A 24,586-nucleotide genomic window follows, 5' to 3' on the forward strand; every position below is an offset into this window, starting at 1 on the left:
AATCCCCGAGCGGAAAAGGCTTTCTCGCGATTTCCGATGACGTGGAATGCAGGTCTTGCTGTTCTTTCCGATGATCCGACCACATTCCAGTGACGGAGATCAAAGACCTGCGCTGCGGCCTCACCATCGTCGGTGGGCGCACCTTCCACGACGACATGCCGACGCCTGGAGCCTAACGCCAGCCCTGACAATTACGGCCATGGGCCAGGATCATGTGCGCTATGCTCAAACGTCAATCTTGAAGCCGAGATCGATCTGCGACGCGGGATGGCCACCTCTCAATCCCCAATTCTCCGCCGGCACTTCGAATAGGATGATCTTGATCTCCGTCGCGGGCACGCCGAGCGCGGTCAGGTTCGCGACGATGGTCTCGTACAGCAGGCGTTTCGCTTCAATCGACCGCCCAGAGAACAACGCCACCTCGACGCGCACATAGTAGTCCGAACGGCCGGTCGGAATGATCCGGGCGCCGACGTCACAAATATCCAGAACGATATCGCGATCGTAATCGGGTATCCTGAGCGCCGAGAGAAGCGCCGATTGAACGCTCTCGATCACCTCTTGCTCCCGGTTTCGTGCCCAGAGGCCCGTCGTGATTCGTGTGCTTGGCATTGGGATACTCTCTAGACATTGAGGCCAACTGAACATATCGAGCGCAATGATTGCCCACGCACGCTCCCCTGTCACGTCTTTCGCCGCAACCTCGGCACTTAAGCAAGCCAGGGTTCACTTCCTCAGACCGTGATCTTAGAGCCGTCGAACCGGGTGAAGCTGAATCCGTCGAACGGCTCGGCAAACGTGGCCCTTTGCTCGCGCAGCAGGCTGATTGCGAGATTCTCTCCTTGTGGAAAGGATGCCGCGGCGTCGGAGCGCCAGTGGATGCCGCCCCAGGTCCGGCCACCGGAGTAGTTCAGCGCGAGCTTGTTCAATTCGCCCCCAACCGTGAGCGGCGGCCCCCTGTATGGAACCAGTCGCGCCGGATCCCTCGGATCGGGCTGAAGCGGGTTCGGAAACTCCCGGCTCTCGTCATAGAACGCCTTCAGCAAGGTCACGGTGACCGCCGCAATGATCGCGGCGCCTCCCGGATAGGACGAGTGAAGCGGCGCTCCCTCGGGGAAAATGTGACCAAGCAGGAACGTGCCATTCTTGTTGCGGCTTCGCTCCAGCGCTTGCGAGCCGAGCAAGCTTTCGTGAATCGGATAGTCGGTGACCTTGCTCGCGAGGCGGTGGTGCACCAGTCCGGAGAAGGCCTCGGGACGCACGATCCGCTGCTCGTACCATTTCTGGTAATAGTTGATCCGTATCGCGAGCGAAGAAGCCAGCGCAATGATCGATTGATAATAGGCCGCGCCAAATGTCCCTGACGCGCCGCCCTGGGTCTTCGAGCGCAGATACGGATCTGCTGAAGCTGTCGCTGGCTTGTTCGCCGGATAGATCCCGCCATAGGCCGGGTCGGCGGCAAACTCCGGCGCGCTCAAAAGTTGATTGGCGATGAAATTGAACGCCTGCGCCGTGTGCGCGTAAGCACCGAGATCGCGCCCGTTTGAGATGTAGCGCGCTGTCGGTTCGTAGGCAATGCGATCTCGCGGCGCATTGCCGTTCTGGACGTTCAGCCATTCGTCGTACTTCGTCAGGAAATTCGACGTCGGCGCATAGGCGCGGATTTTCGCGGAGAGGCTCTGATTGCCGAGCGGAACGTCCCGATACAGAAATTGCGAAACCAGCGGACCATCGATCACGCCTGGAGGCGTCACCCATCGCGGGGTCGCACCGCTCGGGTCGGCCGGATCGACATAGGTAACACTGCCGCGAAACAGCGTCTGGGGCGTGACGCGGCCGTTAGCTTTCGGTCCCTGGAAGGCCGCGACGCGGTTGAGCTCGTCAACCGCAGCATGGATATCGGGGTTGGAGGTCTCATCGTTGTACTCCGTGAACGGCACGTCCCTCAGCAGGGATTGCCAGTAGATCTCGACCGCATCAGCCGCCCGCGCGGGACTGGCGAGGGCCGGCGCCGCCGGCAATTGGAACTGCGACGCGTTGAGACCGTCAAGACTGACGGCCAGGGTGCCGACGGGATTGACGAGCTTGCGCGTTCCACCGAGCGGGATCTTCTCGAAGTCAGCAGGGCTACGCGTGGAAAACGCCACGTTCGCCAGACGCCATGCGTCGGCATTGACCTCACCGCGCTCGTCATGCGGCAGACCGCGGGTATCCGAGCCAATCGCATTGGTATAGCGCTGTTGATCGCCGTTGTGAGGATGCGGCGGAATCGGCGTGCTGGCGACATCGCGCGCGAGCTTTTGCCGCAACTCCACCGCGCGGCGGCGGAAGCCTTCGTCGTAACTGGTGGCAGACGCTTGCGACCGGTCGGAAGTACCAGCCGGCTTTTCCTTGGCAAGCGCAGGCCCCGCTACAGCAAGGGCTGCCGCAGCGGCGCTGGCGCCAATAAATTCGCGGCGCGTACCGTGTTGTGCACCGTCGCCGCTCTGCTTCCGTCGCGCGGCGCTGGTTGTGGGGACGTCGTCTCGTGAAACCCTGTCAGACATTTCCGGCTCCGCTTTCGCTTATGTGCTCCGCAAATGCGGCTCCACATGCACGCTAAGCGTAAAGGTGCGACGCAAAATCTGTCCATAATTTTTCCTCACTATAATTCGAGGTGAGGCGATGGCTCTATTTTGCAAATGCGATGTTGCGCGAAGAGTTTCACTCAACCGCCTCGAAACGAGCGTGTCAGGGATTGACGCAGATCAGCTGCTCGCCGCACCTGATACTTTTTCGCGTTCGAGATGAGCTGCATAACGCGACATCGCATAGCAGGCAGTGAAGTAGATCGCGCCCAGAGCCAGATAGGCTTCGGTGGAGAACAATCTCCATTCAGGATCGGCAAGGGCCGCCTTGGTCGCGGCGAACACATCGAGCAACCCGATCACCAGAACCAGCGACGTGTCCTTGAAGCCGCCGATGAAAGTATTGACCAGTGGTGCCGAACAGAGCCGAAAGACTTGTGGCCAGATCACCAATTGCTGCGTCCGCCAATAGCCGAGGCCGAGAGCGCGGGCGGCATCCAGTTCGCCTGTGGGGATCGCCTGAATGCCACCGCGAAAGACCTCTGCCAGATAGGCCGCCATCAACAGCGTGAGAGCCAGCAAGCACCGCGCGAGCTTTCCGCCCGGCGCTTCCCCGGGCACAAGCAGCGGCAGAATGACGGCAACCGCGAACAACAAGCTCACCAGCGGCAGGCTGCGCAGCATCTCGATCACCGCAACCGCAACATTTCGCACACCCGGTCGGTCCGATGTTCGCGCCAGGGCGAGCAGCATGCCGAGCGGCAAAGCAAGGGTGAACGACAGCACGGACAAGCCAATGGTTAGCGGCACCCCACCCCAATCCAGCGGACTGACAACCCGAAGACCGAAGACGCCGCCGCCCATGATCGCGATGGCGGCGAGCGTGCCGATGCCCCAGCCTGCCGCAATCAGCCGCCAATGCCGCCCCGTATCGAGCAAGCTCCACAGCGTCAATCCCAGGAAGATCATCGTCGCCACCACGGGTCGGGTGATCTCATTCGCCGGATAGGCGCCGAACATCATCAGCCGCCCTTTCTCCGCCAGCAGCGACCAGCACGCTCCATGCGCCGCGCGGCAGTCAGCAGGCGTCCCTGTCCACACCGCCTCGACGATGCCCCAACGCAGCAAAGGCCAGCTCGCGGCCAGCACAACTGCCAGCAGCATCGCGTCAAGCCAGGTGACATGCTGCACCTTGGTTGTCGCGCGGCCACTCTCCGCGCTCGCCGCCATGCCGCGTCCGGCCCAAAATACATTGTAGCGTTCGACGACAGCGCCGAGCGACAGATTGAGCACAAGGAACACGCTCAGGATGATCGCTGTCCCCTCGATCGCGCGACCGGTCTGATTGATCACCGTGTTGGCCACCGACACCAAATCGGGATAGCCGATGGCGACGGCCAGCGTGCTGTTCTTCGCAAGGATCAGCAATTGGGAGGCGGCAGCGGGCACTGCCAACCTCCGGGCCTGAGGCAGCACGACCAGAAAGACGCTCTTCAGACGGCCGAGCCCCAGTGCGCGCGCCGCTTCTCCCTGCCCGATCGGCACGGCCTGGATGCCGGCGCGCACGACTTCCGCGAGCGATGCGCCATGGAACAGCGCCAACCCGCCGATCAGCGCCAACAGCTCAGGTGAGAGCGTCCATCCGCCGATGAAGTTGAAACCTCGCAAGACCGGCCACTCGAGGAAGGGTGCGTGAGGCAAAACGGCCGGGATGGCCAGACCGCGGCTGCTGAGAAAGACCCCGGGCAGCAATTCCATTGCCTGGCGCGGTGCCGGCAGGTAGCGGATCAGCAGCCCGTACCACAGGAACAACTGGAGGATGACCGGGGTATTGCGCAACGGCTGGACATAGATCCCGGCCAGTCGCACGACCCGCGCGCTGGGACTCGCCCGCAGCAGGCCCACGACAACGCCGATGAACAACGCCAGGGGACTTGCGACCAGCACCACCAGCAGGGTGTTCGCCAATCCAGCCGCCAAGGTGACGAAGATCGGGTCGGAAGGCGCGACCGCAAACAGGGCCTCCGAGATCTGGAAGCCCGCCGGCCGCCACAGGAAGTCGAAGCCGGTCGCGATCCCCCGCACCGCCAGCGCCGCCGACAGGACGAACCAGCCTGCCGCCACGCCTAGACCGATCGCGATGACGACAATTGCACGGCCGGGGATGCTCGTCGTGGACCGGCCGCGTGCCATCGACGTCGTCGACATGTTTCCTATTGGAACGGCGGCGAATAAAGCAGGCCACCATCGCGCCATAGCGCGTTTTGGCCGCGGGCAAGACGCAGGGCGGTCTTGGGCCCAAGATTGCGCTCAAAAATCTCGCCGTAATTGCCGACGGCGGCGATCACCCGCGCCCCCCAGACATCCTCCAGCCCGAAGTTCTTGCCGATCCCGGGCGTCACCCCCAGCAGGCGCTGGATCGCGGGACTCTCGCTCTTCTTCTGCACCTCGACATTGGCGCTGGTGACGCCGAGTTCCTCCGCTTCGATCAGCAGATTGAGGGTCCAGCGCGCAATGGCAAACCAATTGGCGTCGTCGGCGCGCACCGCCGGCGACAGCGGGGACTTGGTGATGCGTTCGGGCAGGATCACGAAATCGTCGGGCGAAGACGCGCGCGCTGCCCGGCTGGCCGACAGGGTCGAGGCATCCGACAGATAGACGTCGCAGCGTCCCGCATAGAAGGCGCCTTCGAGCTCCGGCAGGCTTTCGATCACCACCGATTTGAAGGTCAGCTTGTTGGCGTGGAAATAGTCGACCAGATTTTGCTCATTCACCGTCCCCGGCTGAACGCAGACGGTCGCGCCATTGAGTTCGGTCGATTTGGTGACGCCGAGCTTCTTCGGCACCATGAAGGCCTGGCCGTCATAAAAGATCGTGCCGACAAACAGAATCCCGAGCGACGCATCGCGGCTGGAAGTCCAGGTGGTGTTGCGCGACAGCACGTCGACCTCACCCGCTTGCAAGACGGCAAAGCGTTGCTGCGAGCTCAAGGGAACGAACCGCACCTTTGACGCGTCACCCAGGACGGCGGCGGCCAATGCGCGGCAGTAATCCACATCGAGCCCACTCCACCGCCCCTGTCCATCCGGCAATGACAGGCCGGCCGATCCCTGTGAAACACCACAAGCCAGCTCGCCGCGGGTCTTGATACGATCGACGGTCGGACCAGCCGCAGCTTCGGTCACGATCGTAGCGGAAATCAGGATCGTCGCAGCTGCGACGATGCTCTTCAGTATCATCTTGGAATCCGAAAGTTGGAGAGAGACGTCGTGGAACTTGATTGATCTCTACGATGGGGAAGCAAGAGAGTGCTTTCAAAAAATGACGCAAACCCAGGAGGAAATTCTGCGCCAATGGCGGACGCAAAGCTTCATCCGCCACGGGCGTATACCAGATTTCCGAGGGACACCGCGTGGCCGATCAACAGCATCTCTCGTTCCACAAAATCAATGTTCTCCAATTTACCCCATCGAGGAGAAGACTCTTCGCTCACCACGCGGACAATGAAAACAGCATTCGTTTGACTAACAAAACGATTTCTCACCAGTATTGGTTGGCTGTGCCCTTTTCCGAGAGACCAGAGCGGCCATCGCCGGAACGAGGAGCGAGCATGTCGATCGTGCCATCATCTGCAAGACGATCCATGCTGATGCATCGGGCGCTCTCGACGTGGTTTCTCCTGCTGTCCGTCACGGTGTTGGCCTCAGGCACAGCTATGGGACAGACGACGCAGAAGGTGTCCTCAGGCACAAAGCTCGTCGTCGCCGACCAGAACGAGGGACTTCAAACGCTGATGCGTGCCTCCGGCGCGGCGGAGAAGCTTTCGGGCACAATCACCTATGCCAATTTCCTCGGCGGGCCGGCTATTCTCGAAGCATTCCGGGCCGGTGCGCTCGACCTTGCCACCGTCGGCAACACGCCTCCTATCCAGGCCCACGCCGCCGGCGAGCAGATTCCGATCGTCGCAGCCCGAACTTCTTCGGAAACGGACTACTTCTTTGCGGTGCGCCCGGGCTTGAAGATCGACACACTCGAGCAATTGCGCGGCAAGAGCATTGCGTATGGCGAAGGCACTGGACGCCAACCCTTCGTGCTCAATGCGTTGAAGCTTGCCGGCCTCACAAGGAAGGATGTCCACCTCGTGCCGCTGCGAGCATCCGACTTCCCCGATGCGATTCGGTCGGGCCAGGTCGACGTCGCCTCGCTGAACGAGCCGCACTTTTCGCGCTATCTCGCTGATTTTGCCGACCGTGGCGCCAGCTCGATTCCGAAGGCGCAGAACGACCGGCTGCCAAAGAGCCTGACTTACCTCTATGCCAGCAAGAAGGCGCTTGACGATCCCGCCAAGGCGGCGGCGATCCGCGAGTTCGTGGCCGCCTGGATCGAAGCGAACCGCTGGTCGAACAAGAATGTCGATGCTTGGGTCGACGCCTATTACGTCAAGAAGCAAAACCTGAAGCAGGCCGACGGGCGCAAGATCGTCGAGGCTGAAGGCATCCATGATTTTCCTTCACTCACAAGCCTGATCTCCAGGCAGCAGGCCCTGATCGACGTGATTTTCGAGGCTGGCGACCTGCCGAAGCGGCTCGACGCACGGGACGAGTTCGACCTGCGTTTCGACGACGTTGTCAGCAAGACGAATTGAATCATGACGGATCGAGCCGATGATCTGCGGCTGCCCGTCTACGTTTCAGGAGAGCCGCGAAGGGTGCGATCATCCGGCGCCAAAGGCGGCCGACTGCCCAGGCTTGCGCCAGCTCGGTTGCCGAATGCAGGCATTCTGTTCGGACCTGTGGTGCTGATCGTCCTGTGGGAACTCGCGTCAACAGGCGGCTGGATCTCACCAAAGTTCCTGGCGGCGCCGTCAACCGCCCTGCTCACCGGCTTCAAGCTATTGGTCTCCGGCACGCTCGTCGATCACTTTCTCGCCTCGGCCAGACGAGCCTATCTCGGGCTTGGCATCGGTGTGGCGGTCGGCCTCGCGCTGGCGCTTGCCGCCGGTCTCAGCCGTATCGGCGAGGCGTCGATCGACGGCCTCGTCCAGGTCAAGCGTGCCATTCCGACCCTGGCGCTGATCCCGTTGACGATCCTATGGCTCGGCATCGGCGAAACCATGAAGATCGCACTGATCGCATCGAGTGTGCTGATACCGGTCTACATCAACACGCATGCAGCGCTCAGGGGAATAGACGCACGCTACATCGAGTTGGCCCGCAGCGTGAGGCTGTCGCGTGCAGCGTTCCTGCGCGAAGTCGCGCTTCCAGGTGCGCTACCGGGATTCTTCACCGGGCTCAGGCTCGCCGTGACCACATGTTGGACTTCTCTCGTGGTGCTCGAACAGATCAACACCACGGAGGGCATCGGCTACCTGATGAATCGCGCCCGGGATTACGGCCAGACCGACATCATCGTCGTCGGCCTCGTGATCTATGCCGCGCTGGGCCTGGGCTCCGATTTCGCTGTTCGGCTCTGGGAGCGCAAGGCCCTGTCCTACCGCAAGGCGCTCGCATCATGAGCGCCTCGATCCATTCCCTCAAGCCCCCGCAAACAGATCCTCGTCCGGCCGTCAGCCTCAGTGGTGTGACCCGCCGTTTCGCCAACCGTACCGTCCTCGATGCCGTATCGCTCGATCTCGCGCCGGGTGAATTCGTGGCACTCATCGGCAAGAGCGGCTCGGGCAAGAGCACGTTGCTGCGCGCCATTGCCGGCCTTGACGACGACGTTGATGGTGAAGGCTCGATCTCGGTTCCTGACGATCGATCGGTCCTGTTTCAGGACTCGCGCCTGCTGCCATGGAAAACCGTACTCCAAAACGTCGTCTTTGGCTTCCGCGCGGCGGATGCCGACGAACGCGGGCGCAAGGCGCTGGCTGACGTCGGACTCGCCGGGCGCGAAGATTCCTGGCCGAACGCGCTCTCGGGCGGCGAGCAGCAGCGCGTGGCGCTGGCGCGCTCCCTGGTGCGCAGCCCGCATCTGTTGCTCGCCGATGAGCCCTTCGGCGCGCTCGACGCGCTGACACGCCTCAAGATGCACGAATTGCTGTTCCAGCTGATCCGGCAACAGCGGCCGACCGTGCTGCTCGTCACGCATGACGTCGACGAGGCGATCAAGCTCGCCGACCGTATCCTCGTCATGGAGAACGGTCGCATCGTCGTTGACGGACCTATCGCTCTTCCCCATCCGCGCACCAGGGATCATCGTTTCGACGATCTGCGCAACGGATTGCTCGCCGCACTCGGCGTTTTCGACACCGTCTGATCGTCATCGACAGGACAAACCTCATGGCTCGCGAACTGCATCTCAATCTCTTCATTCATGGCCGCGGACATCATGAGGCGGCCTGGCGCCACACGGACTCGGCGCGGCGGGCCCCCACCGATCTGGCCCACTACCGCAATCTCGCGCTGGCGGCGGAGGCGGCGAAGCTGGATTCGGTCTTTTTCGCCGATCATGTGGCGCTTGGAGCGGATATCGAACATGCCGTACGCGGCGAACTCGAGCCGCTGACGCTTCTTGGCGCCCTTGCCGCGCTCACGCAGCGGATCGGGCTGATCGCGACTGCATCGACGACCTACAGCGAGCCCTACAACCTCGCGCGGCAGTTCGCCTCGCTCGATCATCTCAGTGGCGGGCGTATCGGCTGGAACATTGTGACCTCCTGGGCGCCGGCCGCGGCAGCGAATTTCGGACAGGAACAGCAAGCCGGCATCGATCAGCGCTACGAGCGCGCCCATGAATTCGTCGAGGTGGTCTCAAAGCTGTGGGACAGTTGGGCGAAAGACGCCATCCGCGACGATCGCGAGGCCGGCGTCTATGCCCGCACCGACCGGATCCAGCGCGCCGAACATCGCGGCAAGAATTTCTCGGTTGCGGGGGCCCTCAACGTGCCGCGCTCGCCGCAGGGACGGCCGGTGTTCGTCCAGGCCGGCGCCTCCACGGATGGCCGCGCCTTCGCCGCGCGCTATGCAGAAGCCATCTTCACCGCGCACCTCCAGAAGGAGAGCGCCCTCGCGTTCTATTCCGATATCAAGACGCAGGCCCGCGCGCTGGGACGGCGACCGGACCAAATCGTCATCCTGCCTGGGATCAGCGCCGCGATCGGATCGACCGAGGCCGAGGCGCAGCGGGTATGGGAGGAGCTGAACGAGCTGGCGCATCCCAGCGTCGGGCTGTCTCGCTTGTCGAACCGGTTCGGCGGTCATGATTTTTCGCACCTGAAGCTCGATCAGGTGCTCTCTGCCGACGATTTCCCGGATCCGTCGCAGGTTGAGGCCTCGCGCAGCCGCGCGCAGCTGATCACGGCCTACGTTGCCCGCGAGCGGCCGACGCTGCGTCGCCTGCTGCATAGCCTTGCCGGCGCACGCGGTCATTTCACCGCGACGGGAACGCCCGAACAGATCGCCGACATCATCGAGGATTGGTTCGTGTCGGGCGCAGCTGACGGATTCAACGTCATGCCGCCGATCCTGCCGACACAGTTCGCCGTCTTCACCGAGCAAGTCGTGCCGCTGCTGCGCAAGCGCGGCCTGTTCCGAAGCGAGTATCGCGACGGCACGCTGCGCGACAGGCTTGGCCTTGATCCGGTGCCGAGTCGTTTCGATAGCCCAAAGCAGCAGCAGCGCTCGGCGTAAAAACTGGCGTCCGAACAAAATTGGCGAAAACAACCCCATGCACAGTAGCCGACGCTTGTCGGATCAATGACTTGCGCGAGCGGGAATTCGCGCGTGACATCGCACCGGGCAAAGCCGTTTGACACGTCGGGCAAAACACCGGCATGATGCCATTATCGGGACACAGCGGGCCACAACCAGCCGCTCCGCAAAATCGGTCGAAAGCGGCGCTATCTCGTGGTGGTGGGACACCCCCGCGAACTTCCCAAGAGACCATTCGCGTTCCATCGGTTCCGCTGAAGCATAAAGGCTGGCAGCGGGCGGCCAACTCTCCGGAGTAGTCTGGATGCCAATGACGCCTCACGACGACCTCCTGCTCTGGCATGCTCTTCATCGCCTCGAAGTGAAATACTGGTACGACGTCGACTTCAACGATGGGCGCACGGCCCATGACTTCTTCACGCCGGACGGCGTGAAGATCGTGGGCCACAACCGATTTGAAGGACGTGAGGAGATCCGGGCATTTTATGAGTGGCGCGCCAGCCAAATCGGCGAGAAGGCGGTGGATCGACTGGCGATCAGCGGTGTGAAGGCGGTGCGTCACCTGATCACCAATCTGCACGTCGCGTCGAGCAGCGAACGCTCCGCGACCGTGCTTGGCATCGTCGTCTTCTACGGCGGCCTGACTTATCCATCCACGCGCCAGTCAAATCCTCCCATGATGGTGGCAGACCTGATCAATGAGTGCGTGCTCGACGAAGACAATGCGTGGCGGTTCAAATCACACACGCTCCAGCCCGTATTCATGAGTGCCGCGGCCCCTCCATCGATGGAGATCGATCCCCTTTTCCTGAAGGACACGTGAGATCTCCCTGGGGTACGCCACCGCTCCTGAGCGATCGCGTAGAACGGGTCCCACACCACCCAAGCATCAATCGTACCGCCGTTGAAGGCGGCGGTCGCGTCCGCTGGCGCCAGATAGGTCGGCACGATGTCCAAGGCCGTCCAGCATCTCGATCGCGTCGATGGCCAGCATAGCCGCGTTGCCGGTGCGCGGCGTATCGGGCGACAGGAAGCGTGTCCTGCCGAAGCCGCGCGTGGTGAGCGCGATTGCGCGCAATCCCGCATCGTTCAAGCTCGGGATGATCGCATCCCAAGTGGATGAATCGTCGGGCCAGCCGTGAAGAAGCAAAACCACCGGGGCGTCCCGGAGGCCGTCGTCCCGGTAGGCGATCTCGAGCAAACTGGTTTGAATCGTCGGCATCGTTGCCGTCCCTTTGCTCACTTGCCGCCGGTGACGTCGAGAAACGTGCCGGTGACGAAGGAAGCCTCGGCGCTTGCGAGCCACAGGATTGCCCGCGCAACCTCTTCGGGTTGACCGCCTCTGCCCATGGGGATCGAGTCCTTGACGCGATCCACCCGTCCCGGCTCTCCACCGCTGGCGTGCATGTCCGTGTAGATGTGCCCGGGGCGAACGCAGTTGACGCGTATTCCGTCCCGGGCGACTTCTTTTGCGAAACCGGTCGTGAAGGTCTCGAGCGCGCCCTTCGATGCGGCGTAGTCGACATATTCGCCTGGGCTGCCGAGCCGCGCTGATGCCGAGGAGATGTTAATCACGACGCCGCCCCGCCCGTTGTGACGATGAGACATCCGTTTCAAAGCGTGCTGCGAACAGAGGATAGGCCCGATCGAGTTGACAGCGAAGATACGCTGCATTCGCTCGAAATCGAGATCCTCCAGCCGAGATTGCCGCGCCAGCATCGCCGCGTTGTTCACCAATACGTCGATCCGGCCGAACTCCTGGTCGATCGCTGCAAACAATTGAGCGACTTGCTCAGGATCTGCACTATCGGCGCGCACGGTCAAAGCCCTGCGCCCTGCCGCTTCGACATCAGCTGCCACCGCAAGGGCGGCAGGTTCGTTCGCGACGTAACTGATCGCGACGTTGTAGCCCTGTGCGGCTGCAAGCCGCGCAGTCGCCGCGCCGACGCCACGACTTCCGCCCGTGATCAGGATGAGTGGCGCCTGCGAGATGGTATTCATGTAACGAACCTGCTGTTTGACGAAGGAAACTCATCTACCGACATTGGCTTTTGGCAAAACCCGCAAGCAACGGCGAGCCATCCATGACGCGGGCGAAGGCGAGCAGCGTCATTCCTCTTATCCGGACGGATGCGACTTGGTAGCGACTTCGACCTCGCTCAGGTGCCTCGAGAGTGCGATCATGAACGGGCAGATCGCCATCGCCGTCATCGCGGTCGCGATTGTTGCTGCCGCGGGTCCGAACCCGTCGCCGAGGAAGCCATAGAGAACAGGGGCCCCGGCGCCCGCGCCGATGGTGCCGGTATAGAACAAGGCAAATGCACGCTCGGTGCGATGCGGCGAGGTCAATTCGGGAACGGTGCCATACAGCACCGACGATGTGCCGTTGAGCATCACTCCCAACGCCGGCAGAAGCACAATGGCCGGGACAAGCGGCAGAAACAGGACGCCGAAAATCAGAAGAGCAGTAGCAATCTCGGTGAAGAGGACGGTCTGTCGTGTGCCGACCCTTTCGCCGAGCCAGCCGCAAGCGTACTTACCAGCAGCCCCACCGATGAAGACAAGCGCCAGAGCAAGACCTCTGGTAGGAAGCGTTGCTCCTTTCCCAATCAGAAGAAACGGCAAGAAAGTGAGGAATCCCATTCTGACCGCGCTATCGAGCATCCCGATCGCCAGCAGCCAATAAAAGCCACCCCGACCTCGACCCGCTTGGCGGGACCGTTCCTTCGAATCTGCTTCATGCCGCTTGCCGACGGCCGGCATCCACACAGCCATTGCGATGGATACTGCGATGCCGACGGCGGCAAGAGCGAATACGGCGTGTCGCCAGGCGGTGCTGACGAGCAGCACGGACAACAGCGCCGGGATTGCCGCTTTTCCGAGATCGCCCGTGAAATTGTAAACACCAAGTGGCCCGCGCGCAGCGCGTCCATAGGTGCGTGAGATTGCTGCGGAGGCCAGCGGGTGTTGGGTGCTCGAACCTGCGCCTGCCAACGCCAGCGCAGAGCTCAACCCAATGATGCCGCCGGAGCCACCTGCAAGAGCGTAGCCCAATGCCGAGAGTGCCGTGCCACAACAGAGAATGAATTTGGCGTCGATCCGCTCCGCCAGATACCCTGACGGGATCTGTAGAAAAGCCATGACGCCGGAATACAGGCCCCGAAAGATCGCGAGTACGCTGTAGCTGAGCGCGAATTCAGTCTGCCAGATCGGCAGTAGCACGTAGATCGCGTCGGTGAAGCCGTCGTGCAGGGCGTGATTGAGGCCGGTCAGTGCAAGCGTTCGCGCGGCACGTGTCCGCTTCTCGAGAGCCGCCGAGGGGGGAGCAAGGTGGATCATCCGAAGCGCTCTGGACGATTGTAGAAAATCTAAAGCTTGGCATGCCAGAAGCAGGGGTGGCGTGCGTCGCATCATCAAAATCATTGTGAACCAGGCTTGCGGCTGACACAAATCAGTAATATTTGGACTATGGGTTAGAATTTCTATTCATGGCCAATTTTGTCCCGCGACGTAGTCTGCCGCCGCTGAATTCGGTCCGCGCCTTCGAAGCTGCCGCCCGTCTCGGCAGTCTGAAGGAAGCGGCTGCCGAGCTCAGCGTGACCCATGGTGCCGTCAGTCAACAGATCCGTCTCCTGGAAGACTGGTTGGGTGCACCGGCGCTTTTTCGGCGCTCGGTCCGTCGGGTCGTGCTGACGCCTGCCGGTGCGGCGCTGCTGGCTGAGTTCGGACCGGCGCTCGATCGTATTTCGGCTGCCGTGCAGCAGCATCGAACCAGACGACATGACACGCCATCCATTGCGCTGCATGTGAACGCACTCGCGACCTTCAGTTTGCGCTGGCTGTTGCCACGGATGGGCGCTTTTCGTAAGGAGCATCCCGACATCGAGGTGCGTTTGAGTACATCGAACGAGACGATCGACGAACTGGCGGAGTCATTCGACGTCGTGATCAGAGGTGGACCAGATACCTTTCCTGGCCACACCTCTCGTTTCCTCTTCGGTGAGAGGCGGCTGCCGGTATGCAGTCCGACTATCCTGGATCAGGCTCCTCTGACCGGCGTCCGTGATTTGTCTCGCCATACGCTCCTTCACACCACTTCGATGCCCCGATTGTGGCGCGATTGGTTGGCCGAAGCCGGAGAGCCTGCCCTTCGCCCCGAAGCGTCTTTAAGCTTCGATCATTTCTACCTGACTATACAGGCGGCGATCGACGGGCTCGGAGTGGCGATGGGCCCAACCGCGTTGGTCGCTAACGACCTCGCAGCCGGGCGATTGACAACGCCATTTCCGGACATCAGCCTGCCGGCGCGAAGTTACTTCGCCTATCTGCCGGAAGCGCGGCGGACCGATCCACATATCGCAGTGTTCTGCGATTGGCTCGAGCAGCAGGGGCGCGATCTCATCAGCAACTAGGCTCCGAAACCCTTCACAGTTGCGGAAGTGGGCCGCTTCGCTGTAGGTTCAAGCATCCAGATGGAACCGAGAAAGCAATTACTTTTCGAATTGGCAAATCGCCTTATCGCGACGTCGCCAGATCGGACGGTCCGCGTCGCTATCGACGGCGTCGACGGGGCCGGAAAGACCACATTCGCCGATGAACTCGGAAGCTTCGTCTTGGCTAAAGGGCGCCCTGTCATTCGAGCATCAGTAGACGGGTTTCACAATCCCAAGGCCGATAGATACCAGCGAGGGCGGCATTCACCGGAAGGTTTTTTTGAGGACTCCTATAACTACTCAGCGCTGAAGCGATACCTGCTGGACCCACTAAGCCCCGGGGGTTCCCGTCGCTACCGCCGGGCATTCTTCGATCATGTGAGCGATGACATTGTGCCTGCCAATGATCTGGAGGCACCTCCGTCTTCCATCTTGCTGTTAGACGGCATCTTTCTGCATCGGCCCGAACTTCTCGCCCATTGGGACGCTTCAATCTTCCTCCGAACAGACTTTGCTGTGTCCGTTGCGCGGTGTGCTGTGCGAGATGGCTCATCCCCCGACCCTGCCGCTCCGTCGAACCGACGCTATGTTGAGGGGCAGCAACTTTACTTTCGTAGCTGCCAGCCGGAAACGAAGGCCACGATCTTAATCGATTACAACGACCTTTCAGCTCCCTCGATCATCAACTAAGCGGTTCGGGCGCGCGAGCCCTTTTCACGTCCACAGCACTGCACGTTAGGAGCGGCGTACTTCAAAGTAGGTTTTCCCTCCACGATGAAAGCCGGCGCCCTCGTAGAATCGCAGCGTCGTCTCCCGCTTCGAACCTGTCGCCAAATGGACCTTGTAGCAATCGGCTCGCACTGCAATATCGAGCGCGTGAGCAAGAACCCGTCGGCCAAGTCCCAACTTACGATACTGAGCGTGAGTGACCACATTTTCAATCACCCCATATGATCTACCGCCCCGAGAAAGGTTAGGCACGATTGCGAGAGTGCATGAAGATACGAGCAATTCTGCTGTTTGGGCCACGATCACCGTCACGAAGTTAGATCCAAGCAAAGTCGTCCAAACGTGTTCAGCTTTGGCGGCCTTTAGCGGAGGCTCATTCGGATGGAGGTGTTGGTAAAGGTTCAACACCTTGGGAAGATCGTGTTGCGTGGCAGATCGAATGATGGCTTCGTTCATTCAGTAAATCCTGGGATCGATAAGGCCAGGGACTTTAAGGGGGTAGTGATCAGCCGGCCAGTGTTTGCTGTAAAAGTCGATATCGAATTTGAGGTGATGAATTGAACATTCAAATTGATAGCCTGATAGCAGGTGCCGACCGCGCCGTTGGCGTGGCTGTCATCATTGATGTTTTCCGCGCCTTCACGACGGCCGCAGTTGCGCTTGCAAATGGGGCAACGAAGATCGTCATGGTTCGTGATGTCGAGGAGGCTCTCCGGTTGCGTGCCGCAGGCGTCGGAGAACTCTGCATGGGCGAGGTCGGGGGGCGAGCACCACCCGGCTTTGATCTCGGCAACTCCCCATTCGAGGTATCAGAGGCAGACCTCGAAGGCCGAACCATTATTCAGCGTACCAGTGCCGGCACGCAGGGCATCGTGGCCGCCAAGCGGGCGACCCGCCTCTATGCCGGATCGTTACTCACCGCTGGAGCGACCACACGCGCCATTCTTAGACAAGCACCCCCAGATGTAACGCTGGTGGCGATGGGTCTCGATGGCGCTCGGCGCTCAGACGAGGATGAACTCTGCGCCATTCATCTGCGCAACCTGTTACAGGGCCGACTTGGCAGTCCGTCTGGAACGCGCGACGTCATCCTGGCAGGGCCGCAGATCCCCGCCTTCCACGATCCGGCCAAGCCCCATTTGCATCCCGCCGACCTCGATATCGCTCTCGAAATCGACCGCTATGATTTTGCGGTGCTCATTTCCCGTGAGGGCGGCCGATTGATCGCGCGGAAAGAGCTGGTCTGATGGTCGCGTTTTAACGACGTCACCTATGGGTCGAAAGCGCTAGTCGAAAAGGGCGCGGCGTCGAAGTCCTCTGACGCCTCTACAGCAGATCCTATGCTGCTTCGGACCGCCTCACTCCGCCGCCAGACGCGGCGTGAAGGCCCCGCGCCAGCGCGCGGCCGGATGGCGCTCGTCGAGCCGGTCGTGCCCGAACAGCTTCTTGCGCAAGCTGCCCTTTGCATATTCGCGCTTGGCGAGGCCCCTCCGCTGCAGCTCGGGAAGCAGATGCGCATTGAATTCCTGATAGGAGCCCGGGATGGTCCAGTTGATCAAATTGACGCCGTCTATACCGGCCTGCTGCCATTCGGTGAGCGCATCCGCGATCTGCTCCGGCGTTCCGACCAGCCGCGGGTGGCGCTGGGCGACGAGGCGGCCGAGATCACCGACGGTCGGCTCGCGGCCGGGCTCGCGCTTGCGCAGCCATTCGATGTGGCTGCGACCACCATTGGTCTCGATATCCCTCAGCAGCGTCTCCGGCGGATACGGCCGGCCGTCATCCTGGGACACGCCGAGATTGGAATGGGCGAGGAAGCCGTCGATGCTGACATAGCTGTCGAGCTCGGCCTCCTTGCGCTTCGCTTCCTCCTCGGTGCTACCGATCACGAAGGCAAAACCCTGGAAGAATTTGATGTCGTCGCGCCGCCGCCCGGCGCGTTCGGCAAGGTCGCGCGTCTCCGTGATCAGCTCGGCGGCGGTGCGCGGGTTCGGCGTCGAAATGAACTGCGCCTCGGCGTTGCGCGCTGCGAAGGCCCGGCCGGCCGTTGACGATCCCGCCTGGAACAGCAGCGGCGTGCGCTGGGGCGATGGCGACGGCAGATGCGGCCCATCCACGCGGTAGCGCTTACCGACATGGTTGATCCGGTGGATCAGTCGGGCATCGGAGAAGATGCCGCGCGTGCGATCCTTCAGCAGCGCGCCGTCGTCCCACGAGCCTTCCCACAGCTTGAACACGACCTCGAGATATTCGTCCGCCCACTCATAACGCTCGTCATGCGCGGTCAGCCGGTCGAGCCCGAAATTGCGGGCGGCGCTCTCCTGGGTCGAGGTGACGATGTTCCAGGCCACGCGGCCCTTGCTGATATGGTCGAGTGTCGAGGCGCGACGCGCGAATTCGAACGGGTGGGCCTGCAGGACCGAACTCGTAAAGGCGAGACCGAGATGCTCTGTATTGACGGCGAGCGCGGAGAGCAGCACCGACGGATCATTGGTCGGGATCTGGAGGCCTTCGCGCGCATTCACCGTGTAGTCGCCGCCGACCGGTCCGTAGACCCCAACGACGTCGGCGAAGAAGATCGCGTCGAAGAGCCCGGCCTCCAGCGTTTTGGCCAGATCGATCCAGACGTTGACGTCCTCGAAGTCCGCCTGCCGCGCGTCGGGATGGCGCCACAGCCCGTGCTGGATATGCGAGACGGTGTTCATGACAAAGGCATTGAAATGCAGCGCACTCATGCGTGGGTCTCCTCGACGCGGCCAGACGGACGCCTGTCCGCCCCGCCGCGCACAAGACGTGGGACGGCGGCGACCAGACGTTTGGTGTATTCGGCGCGCGGATTGAGGAATATCTCATCCGCCTCGCCGCTTTCGACGACGCGGCCCTGGTTCATCACGAGCACCCGGTCGCTGATGTGGTGCACGACGCCGAGGTCATGCGAAATGAAGAGATAGCTGACGCCGAGCGTCGCCTTGAGATCGCCGAGCAGATCAAGCACCTGCGCCTGGATCGACACGTCGAGTGCGGATACCGGTTCGTCGCAGACGATCACGCGCGGCCGCGGCGCCACGGCGCGCGCGATCGCCAGCCGTTGGCGCTGCCCGCCGGACAGTTCGAGCGGCCGGCGGTGCGCGAGCGAAGCCGGAAAGCCCACCAGCGCGAACAGCTCGGCAATCCGGCCGCGCCGGTCGGGCTCGTCATCGGGCAGTGCGTCGTCCACGATCTGCGCCACCGTCCAGCGCGGGTCGAACGAGCTCAGCGGATCCTGGTAGACGATCGAGATAGCGCGCCGGTTGCCGCGGCGCTTGGTCTCCGGCAATGCACTCCAACTCTCTCCGAGCAATTCGACTACGCCTTCGTCCGGCGCCTCCAGCGCCATGGCAAGACGCGCCACGGTCGATTTGCCGGAACCGGATTCGCCGACAATTCCAAGCGTCTCGCCGCGGCGCAGTTCGAACGAGACGTCATCGACAGCGGTATGCTGGGTACCGTCCGGTCCCCTGAAGCGCTTCACCAGACCATCGGCCCGCAGCAGGACGTCAGGTGCCTGTCCGCCAGCGGAACGTTGCGCCTCGTGATCCACCTGGCTTGGATTGAATCGCGGCGTGGATGACGGCGCGAGCCGGCTGCCGCGTGAATGGGCCGACGGAATGGCGTCGATCAGCCGGCGCGTATAGTCGTGGCGCGGATCCCCGAAGATCTGCGCCGCGGGTCCGCGTTCGACCACTTCGCCGTCGCGCATGACCAGCACTTCGTCCGCCATGCGGGACACCACGGCGAGGTCATGGCTGATCAGGATCAGCGCCTTGCCGCGCGCGCGTGTCTCCTCGAGCAGCGCCAGCACTTGCGCCTGGATGGTCACGTCGAGCGCGGTGGTCGGCTCGTCGGCAATCAGGAGCCGCGGATCGAGCGAGAGCGCGGACGCGATCAGCGCGCGCTGGCGCTGGCCGCCGGAGAGCTGCTGCGGCAATTGGCGCGCTTTCAACTCCGGATCCGGTACGCCGACGAGCTTGAGCAGGTCGACGACGCGGCGCTCGCGCTCAGTGCGCGAACGCAGCTCGCCATGCAGGCGCAGGCCTTCGGCGATCTCCGCGCCGACCGGACGCAGCGGATCAAGCGACACCAGCGCATCCTGGAGCACGAAGCCGATGTCCTTTCCCCTGAAAGCCCGCCACGCCCGATTGCTCAGATTGTTGAGTTCGCGACCGGCGAAGGCCAGGCGATCTGCGTGAACTATGCCGCCGAGGCCTGGCAGGCCGACCAGGCTGCGCGCGGTCACACTCTTCCCCGAGCCGGACTCGCCGACGATGGCGAGACAACGCCCCTGCTCGAGCTTGAACGAGACTCCCTTTACGGCATCCACCTGGTGCGGCCCGCGACCGAACGACACTTTGAGGTTCTCGACCTCCAGCAGCGGGACGGCGGCTGAACCAACGGAACCATCGGCGGCGACGAATGCGGCCGGCGCGGGGATGATCGTCACAGCGCCCTCGCCCGTCCTTCGAGGCGTTGCTGCAAATAGCGGCCGATCGCCGTAACGGCCAGAGCAAAGACGATGATCGCGAGCCCCGGCATCACCTCGAGCCACCACGCACGCGTCACATATTGACGGCCCCCGTCGAGCAGCGCGCCCCATTCCGGCGATGGCGGCGCAACGCCGAGCCCGAGAAACGCCAGGCTCGAAGCCCATACGATCGACTGCCCCAGCCCAAGCGTGATCATCGCAACCAGCGGCCGCATAGCGTTCGGAAAGATATGGCGGCGCACGATACGCCAGTAGGAGTGGCCGAGCGCACGCGCCGCTTCGACGTAGCCTGCGTGCTTCACGGTCAGGAACTGGCCGCGGATCATCCGTGCATAGCCCGGCGCGGTGCCTACGCCGACGGCGATGATGAGTGTCGTCGTCGTCGCCTCGAACACCGTGATCAGCAGCAGGCCGAGAAACAGATTGGGAAAGGCGAACAGCACTTCGAGGAAGCGGCTGATCGTGCCGTCCACGGCACCACCGGCGAGTCCTGCCGAGACGCCGAAGATCAAGGCGAGCGTCATGCTCAGCGTCGTGGCGCCGACGCCGATCGCAAGCGACTGGCGTGTGCCTTCGATCACGCGCGAATAGAGATCGCGGCCGGACTGGTCGGTGCCAAACAGATGCGCGAACGACGGCGACTGGAGCGTGGCGTTGAGATCGGTGCGGAACGGCGCATGGGTCTGAAGCAGCGTCGGCGCCAGCGCTGCAAGGACATAAAGAAGGATGATCGCGGCCGCCAGATAGACGCTGCTGGGCACACTGCGGGCGAGCACGGTGACATTGGCAACGCCACGCCATAGCTGGGACGGCAGGAATGCGCGGTCGGAAATGAAGTCACTTGTGCTGGTCATGTCACTTCAGCCGCGGATCGATGATGGGATAAGCGAGATCGACGAGCTGATTGGCGATGATGTACATGCCGGCCGACGCGACGATGATCCCGGTGACGAGCGGGACATCCCGGGCGGAGGTCGCCGTCACCAGCAGTCCACCGAGACCCGGCCTCGCAAACACAGTCTCGATCACGGCCGCGCCCGAAAACAGTGCGCCGAGCGCCCACCCGGACAATGTGATGCCCGGCAGCACCGCATGGCGCAGCACGTGAAACAATCTGACGCTGAGATCGCTCATGCCGCGCATTCTCGCCGAGGTCACGAAGGGTTGGTCGAGAACGCGCGAAAACTCCTCGCGGATGATCTGGCCGATGAAGCCCGAGAGCGGGATCGCGAGCGCAAGCGCCGGCAGCACGAGGCCAATCGGTCCGGTGCCGCTCTCAACCGGCAGCCACCGCAGCTTCAGGGCAAACACCACCAGCAGGATCGTGCCGATCCAATACGGAGGCGACACGGCGGCCGCAATCTGAAAGGACGCGACTGCGCGCGAGAACGGGTCGCGCCGGCCGGCGGTCGGTACCGTCAAAAGGATTGCGATGATCCAGGCCAAGGCAAGTGCCGACAGCGTGAGTTCGATCGTCGGCGGGACCTGCTCGATGATGATGGACAGCACCGGCCGGTGCGCCTGATAGGATTCGCCGAGATCGCCACGCGCCAGGCCGCCGAGATAGCGCAGATATTGCACGGCTACCGGCGCATCGAAGCCGTATTTCGCATTGACCTTCGCGAGCTCGGCCGCGGTCGGTTGGGTGAAAGTCCCCGCCGCGACGTTGAGCATGAGCTCGGCACGGTCACCGGGCAGCAGCGCCTGAATACAGAACGTGAAGCTCGCCACCGCCCAGAATACGGCGATCGCCCCCACCAAGCGGCGCGCCACGCGGCCGGGCCTGCTCCCCCAGGCACTGGCGGCGCTTGCCGGGCGTTCGTGAATGCTCGCGCTCATTTCTCGAAATACGCGTCGTGAAACACCGGCTCGCTGACAGGGCTCGAGATCCAGACATCCCTGAGCTTGCGCTGGCTCGCGATCGACACGGTCAGCGGAAACAATCCCACCACCGCAGCATTGTCGACGATGATACGTTGAGCAGCCTCGTAGAGCGGAAGGCGCGCCTTGTCGTCAAAGGTCCGGTCCGCCTGCTCGACCAGATTCCAGAGCTCCGGCGGCTGGAAACGCGAGGCATTGTTGGCGTTGACGACCCCGTTCTGATCCGGTCGCCAGGAGATTTTCAGGATCTCGGCCGAAGATGCCACCCAATAGGCCGGCTGCGCTTCGTAGTCGTCGATTCCGCGCCCTTTGCCGGCGAACCAATCCGCCTGCGGGATCGGCTTCAGCACAACGTCGAAACCGGCGGCGCGCGCCTGGTCCTGCAATATCTGGAGCACCACGATGCCGTCGCTCGAGATCAGCGAGCCGCCGGCATAGAGCAACCGCACCGTCAGCCGCTTGCCGTCTTTGGTGCGGATGCCGTCGCGGGTCCGGTCCGTCCAGCCGGCTTCGTCGAGCAGGCGGTTGGCGGCATCGGGATCATAGGCGTAGGAGCCGGCAAGTTCCTTGAGATGTTCCGGCGTGCTGATGCTAAGCGCGCCGTTGCCGTTGAACGGGATCGAGCCGTGAAAGGCCACCTCGACCGCCTTGCCACGCTCGGACACCTCCGCGAAGGCGCGCCGCACCCGGACATCGTCGAACGGCGGACGGGCTGTGTTGAGCTGGAGCCGCGTCGGCGTTCCGCCGGTGATGTCCTGGATGACGGTGAAGCGCTTCTGCGCCTCCGCCCAATCCACCGCCGGAACATCGTAGATCGCGTCGGACTCCCCGTTCGCCAGCGAGCCGTAGCGCACGGTGTTGTCCTTCAGGAATTTCCAGACGATACCGTCAACATAGGCCGGCCCCTGGTGCTTCGCCGTGGCCGGCGCGGAATTGTAGTTCGGATTGCGCTTGAGGATCACGTTCTGGCCGCGGTTCCAGGCCTCGACGTAAAAGGGCCCCGAGCCGACCGGCTTTTCGCACAAGGCTTGCGGTCCAAGTTCAAGCGCGGTGGGCGACAGGATGCCGAAGAAGTAGGTCGACAGCACGGTCAGAAACGGCTGATACGGCCGGCTCAGCTCGATCTTCAGGGTCAGAGGCTCCGGCGCGGTGACGCTGCGGATATATTCGCCGATATAGAGCTTTCCATTGCGATTGACCTTGTCGGGATCGTTCGACAGCCAGCGGTCGAAATTGGTGACGATCGCCTTGGCATCGAGGACAGTGCCGTCGTGGAAGGTCACGCCAGGCTTGATCTTGAAGACGTAGGTGAGATTGTCCTCCGAGATCGTCCAATCCGTCGCGAGCCACGGCACGATGCGACCATCATGCGCGCGCGCCACCAGATTGTCGGCATATTGGCGCTGGATGTAGCCGGCCTGCACCCAGCCGGCATAAAGGCAACCCGGCTCCTGATAATGACCGTAGCGGATGATGCCGCCGCGCTTGTTGTCCTCCGCCGCATGCGCAGGAGCAATTGCCCGGCAGAGGCCCGCGGCAAAGACCATGCCGAGCGCGGCGACGCGCATGCGCCGCGTCCGCTCGCCAATCGACAATGCGGAAACATAAGCGAACGACTTCATCCAACAGGACTCCAGAAAACAGGGAATTGACAAACGCACGACTGCGCCCGCAGGCGCGCCGGCTTCTCTCAGGGCCGCCGCCTAGAACACGCCATCATATTCCAGCGTGACGCGATGAATACGGCGGGGAGCCTTGCCATAGTCGCGAAGCGCGTAGTGCTGGACCTGCCTGTTGTCCCAGATCGCGACGTCACCCTCCTGCCACTCGAAACGGGCCTGGATTTCAGGCGTCTTGATCAGGTCGTAGAGGTAGTTCAGCAGGCTCTGGCTCGCGGTCTTGGACACTCCGAGCAGATGGCTGGTGTGCGCCTCGTTGACGAAGATGAGTTTGCGGCCGGTTTCCGGATGCGTCTTGACGACGGGGACTTCGATCGGCGGAAACCTCGAATTGGCCTCGTGGACTCGCGCCAACCCCTCCTCGGCCGTCTCCCGATGTCCCGCCGCATAGCCCGAGAGGAGATCCGACAGCGCGGCCTTCTTCGGCGAAGCCACGAAAGTGTTGACCGCAGTCAGCTTCTCGAAATAGCGGGCGAGATCGGGATCGAGCAGATCATAGGCCGCCGACGACGAGGCCCAGATCGTGTCCCCGGCGCTGCCGGCTGGAACCTGCTTGATGTGCAACACCGTCGCCTTGGGCGGCTCGCGCTGCCAGGAGACGTCAACGTGCCAATTGTCGGTGCCGCCCGACTTCGTGTGCTCATCGTGCGCAATGACCTCGATCTCGGGAAACGCGCTCACCGACGGGAGGTAGATGTTCTTGCGGATCGGCTTGCCGAAGATGCTCGCGAGCTCGACATGCTGGGCATCGTTCAATGCCTGATTGCGGATGAAGATAACGCCGTGCTCGACCAGTGCACGATTCAGATCCTGCCTGTTACGATCGCTGAGCGGTGTCGTCAGATCGACATTCTCGATCACCGCACCGATCAGCGGCTTGTAGCGGCGAATGGAGAGATTCTGATGTGGCTCTGTCGTCTCTGCAACAGGCTTCTCCAACACAATGGCCATCCCGCGGTCCTCCCATAAATCTGCAACGAGCGCGAAATCGTCGAGCCGCATAGACATCAAGTCAAGCTCGCCCGGAAAATAAGTAAACTCTCGTCGCGCAGCGTCGATCAGCATCGGATCCATATTTTCGTGACGAAGGACGCGAACAATTTGTCCTACACTCTGATCCGCC

The 24,586-nt window shown here is 62.4% G+C and carries 21 protein-coding genes and 2 pseudogenes; 8 read left to right on the forward strand and 15 right to left on the reverse strand.

The window, feature by feature from the left end:
- Positions 1-225: 225 nt before the first annotated feature.
- The 4 genes from IVB46_RS05310 to IVB46_RS05325 form a co-directional block, all read right to left on the reverse strand.
- The gene (locus IVB46_RS05310; RefSeq protein WP_247302841.1) at positions 226-558 is read right to left on the reverse strand and encodes a tautomerase family protein; all 333 of its coding nucleotides are present in this window, start codon (positions 556-558) and stop codon (positions 226-228) included.
- A gap of 176 nt (positions 559-734) precedes the next feature.
- On the reverse strand, positions 735-2,546 hold the full coding sequence (locus IVB46_RS05315; protein ID WP_247302843.1) for a twin-arginine translocation pathway signal protein: 1,812 nt from the start codon (positions 2,544-2,546) through the stop codon (positions 735-737).
- Between the two features lie 201 nt (positions 2,547-2,747).
- Complete coding sequence (locus tag IVB46_RS05320) at positions 2,748-4,775, reverse strand: ABC transporter permease subunit (protein ID WP_247302845.1); 2,028 nt, start codon at positions 4,773-4,775, stop codon at positions 2,748-2,750.
- A 5-nt stretch (positions 4,776-4,780) separates the two neighbouring features.
- The gene (locus tag IVB46_RS05325) at positions 4,781-5,806 is read right to left on the reverse strand and encodes an amino acid ABC transporter substrate-binding protein (RefSeq protein WP_247302847.1); all 1,026 of its coding nucleotides are present in this window, start codon (positions 5,804-5,806) and stop codon (positions 4,781-4,783) included.
- A 173-nt stretch (positions 5,807-5,979) separates the two neighbouring features.
- On the opposite strand from IVB46_RS05325, the gene IVB46_RS05330 reads away from it, so the two are divergent.
- The 5 genes from IVB46_RS05330 to IVB46_RS05350 all read left to right on the forward strand — a co-directional run bounded on the left by IVB46_RS05330 (position 5,980) and on the right by IVB46_RS05350 (position 11,042).
- On the forward strand, positions 5,980-7,212 hold the full coding sequence (locus IVB46_RS05330; protein WP_247302850.1) for a PhnD/SsuA/transferrin family substrate-binding protein: 1,233 nt from the start codon (positions 5,980-5,982) through the stop codon (positions 7,210-7,212).
- Positions 7,213-7,215: 3 nt separating this feature from the next.
- Positions 7,216-8,082: an ABC transporter permease gene (locus IVB46_RS05335; RefSeq protein ID WP_247302852.1), complete on the forward strand. Its 867-nt coding sequence runs from the start codon at positions 7,216-7,218 to the stop codon at positions 8,080-8,082.
- Positions 8,079-8,825 carry an ABC transporter ATP-binding protein gene (locus IVB46_RS05340; protein WP_247302854.1) on the forward strand — a complete coding sequence of 249 codons (747 nt, stop codon included), beginning with the start codon at positions 8,079-8,081 and terminating at the stop codon, positions 8,823-8,825. Before IVB46_RS05335 ends, IVB46_RS05340 begins: the two co-directional genes overlap by 4 nt.
- 23 nt (positions 8,826-8,848) lie before the next feature.
- Positions 8,849-10,198: an LLM class flavin-dependent oxidoreductase gene (locus tag IVB46_RS05345; RefSeq protein WP_247302856.1), complete on the forward strand. Its 1,350-nt coding sequence runs from the start codon at positions 8,849-8,851 to the stop codon at positions 10,196-10,198.
- Between the two features lie 325 nt (positions 10,199-10,523).
- On the forward strand, positions 10,524-11,042 hold the full coding sequence (locus IVB46_RS05350) for a nuclear transport factor 2 family protein (protein ID WP_247302858.1): 519 nt from the start codon (positions 10,524-10,526) through the stop codon (positions 11,040-11,042).
- A 23-nt stretch (positions 11,043-11,065) separates the two neighbouring features.
- On the opposite strand, the pseudogene IVB46_RS05355 reads toward IVB46_RS05350, so the two are convergent.
- The 4 genes and pseudogenes from IVB46_RS05355 to IVB46_RS05365 all read right to left on the reverse strand — a co-directional run.
- Positions 11,066-11,173, reverse strand: a pseudogene (locus tag IVB46_RS05355) (sulfonate ABC transporter substrate-binding protein); the annotation flags it as partial.
- A 76-nt stretch (positions 11,174-11,249) separates the two neighbouring features.
- Positions 11,250-11,441: pseudogene (locus IVB46_RS45050) on the reverse strand (alpha/beta fold hydrolase); the annotation flags it as partial.
- A gap of 17 nt (positions 11,442-11,458) precedes the next feature.
- Entirely contained in the window at positions 11,459-12,220 is a 762-nt protein-coding gene (locus IVB46_RS05360) for a glucose 1-dehydrogenase (protein WP_247302860.1), read from the reverse strand.
- A 117-nt stretch (positions 12,221-12,337) separates the two neighbouring features.
- Positions 12,338-13,558, reverse strand: coding sequence for an MFS transporter (locus tag IVB46_RS05365; protein ID WP_247302862.1), 1,221 nt, complete (start codon positions 13,556-13,558; stop codon positions 12,338-12,340).
- Positions 13,559-13,707: 149 nt separating this feature from the next.
- Here IVB46_RS05365 and gcvA point away from each other — a divergent pair, with 149 nt between their 5' ends.
- Entirely contained in the window at positions 13,708-14,631 is a 924-nt protein-coding gene (gene gcvA / locus IVB46_RS05370) for a transcriptional regulator GcvA (RefSeq protein ID WP_247302864.1), read from the forward strand.
- Positions 14,632-14,691: 60 nt separating this feature from the next.
- Positions 14,692-15,342, forward strand: a complete 651-nt coding sequence (locus IVB46_RS05375; protein WP_247302867.1) for a uridine kinase — start codon at positions 14,692-14,694, stop codon at positions 15,340-15,342.
- A 45-nt stretch (positions 15,343-15,387) separates the two neighbouring features.
- Here IVB46_RS05375 and IVB46_RS05380 read toward each other — a convergent pair whose 3' ends face one another.
- The gene (locus IVB46_RS05380) at positions 15,388-15,837 is read right to left on the reverse strand and encodes a GNAT family N-acetyltransferase (protein WP_247302869.1); all 450 of its coding nucleotides are present in this window, start codon (positions 15,835-15,837) and stop codon (positions 15,388-15,390) included.
- 101 nt (positions 15,838-15,938) lie between these two features.
- On the opposite strand from IVB46_RS05380, the gene IVB46_RS05385 reads away from it, so the two are divergent.
- Complete coding sequence (locus IVB46_RS05385) at positions 15,939-16,628, forward strand: 2-phosphosulfolactate phosphatase (RefSeq protein ID WP_247302872.1); 690 nt, start codon at positions 15,939-15,941, stop codon at positions 16,626-16,628.
- A 111-nt stretch (positions 16,629-16,739) separates the two neighbouring features.
- Here IVB46_RS05385 and IVB46_RS05390 read toward each other — a convergent pair whose 3' ends face one another.
- From IVB46_RS05390 to IVB46_RS05415, 6 genes are all read right to left on the reverse strand, one after another.
- Positions 16,740-18,116 (reverse strand): NtaA/DmoA family FMN-dependent monooxygenase, encoded by a 1,377-nt coding sequence (locus IVB46_RS05390; RefSeq protein WP_247302874.1) that lies wholly within the window; start codon positions 18,114-18,116, stop codon positions 16,740-16,742.
- Positions 18,113-19,969 (reverse strand): ABC transporter ATP-binding protein, encoded by a 1,857-nt coding sequence (locus IVB46_RS05395; protein WP_247303101.1) that lies wholly within the window; start codon positions 19,967-19,969, stop codon positions 18,113-18,115. Before IVB46_RS05395 ends, IVB46_RS05390 begins: the two co-directional genes overlap by 4 nt.
- Complete coding sequence (locus IVB46_RS05400; RefSeq protein ID WP_247302876.1) at positions 19,858-20,757, reverse strand: ABC transporter permease; 900 nt, start codon at positions 20,755-20,757, stop codon at positions 19,858-19,860. Before IVB46_RS05400 ends, IVB46_RS05395 begins: the two co-directional genes overlap by 112 nt.
- Before the next feature lies 1 nt (position 20,758).
- Positions 20,759-21,676, reverse strand: coding sequence for an ABC transporter permease (locus tag IVB46_RS05405; RefSeq protein WP_247302878.1), 918 nt, complete (start codon positions 21,674-21,676; stop codon positions 20,759-20,761).
- A 62-nt stretch (positions 21,677-21,738) separates the two neighbouring features.
- Positions 21,739-23,406 carry an ABC transporter substrate-binding protein gene (locus IVB46_RS05410; RefSeq protein ID WP_247302880.1) on the reverse strand — a complete coding sequence of 556 codons (1,668 nt, stop codon included), beginning with the start codon at positions 23,404-23,406 and terminating at the stop codon, positions 21,739-21,741.
- Between the two features lie 81 nt (positions 23,407-23,487).
- Positions 23,488-24,414, reverse strand: a complete 927-nt coding sequence (locus IVB46_RS05415; RefSeq protein ID WP_247342223.1) for a TauD/TfdA family dioxygenase — start codon at positions 24,412-24,414, stop codon at positions 23,488-23,490.
- Positions 24,415-24,586: the final 172 nt, after the last annotated feature.

The organism is Bradyrhizobium sp. 61, assembly GCF_023073075.1.
Classification (GTDB): domain Bacteria; phylum Pseudomonadota; class Alphaproteobacteria; order Rhizobiales; family Xanthobacteraceae; genus Bradyrhizobium; species Bradyrhizobium barranii.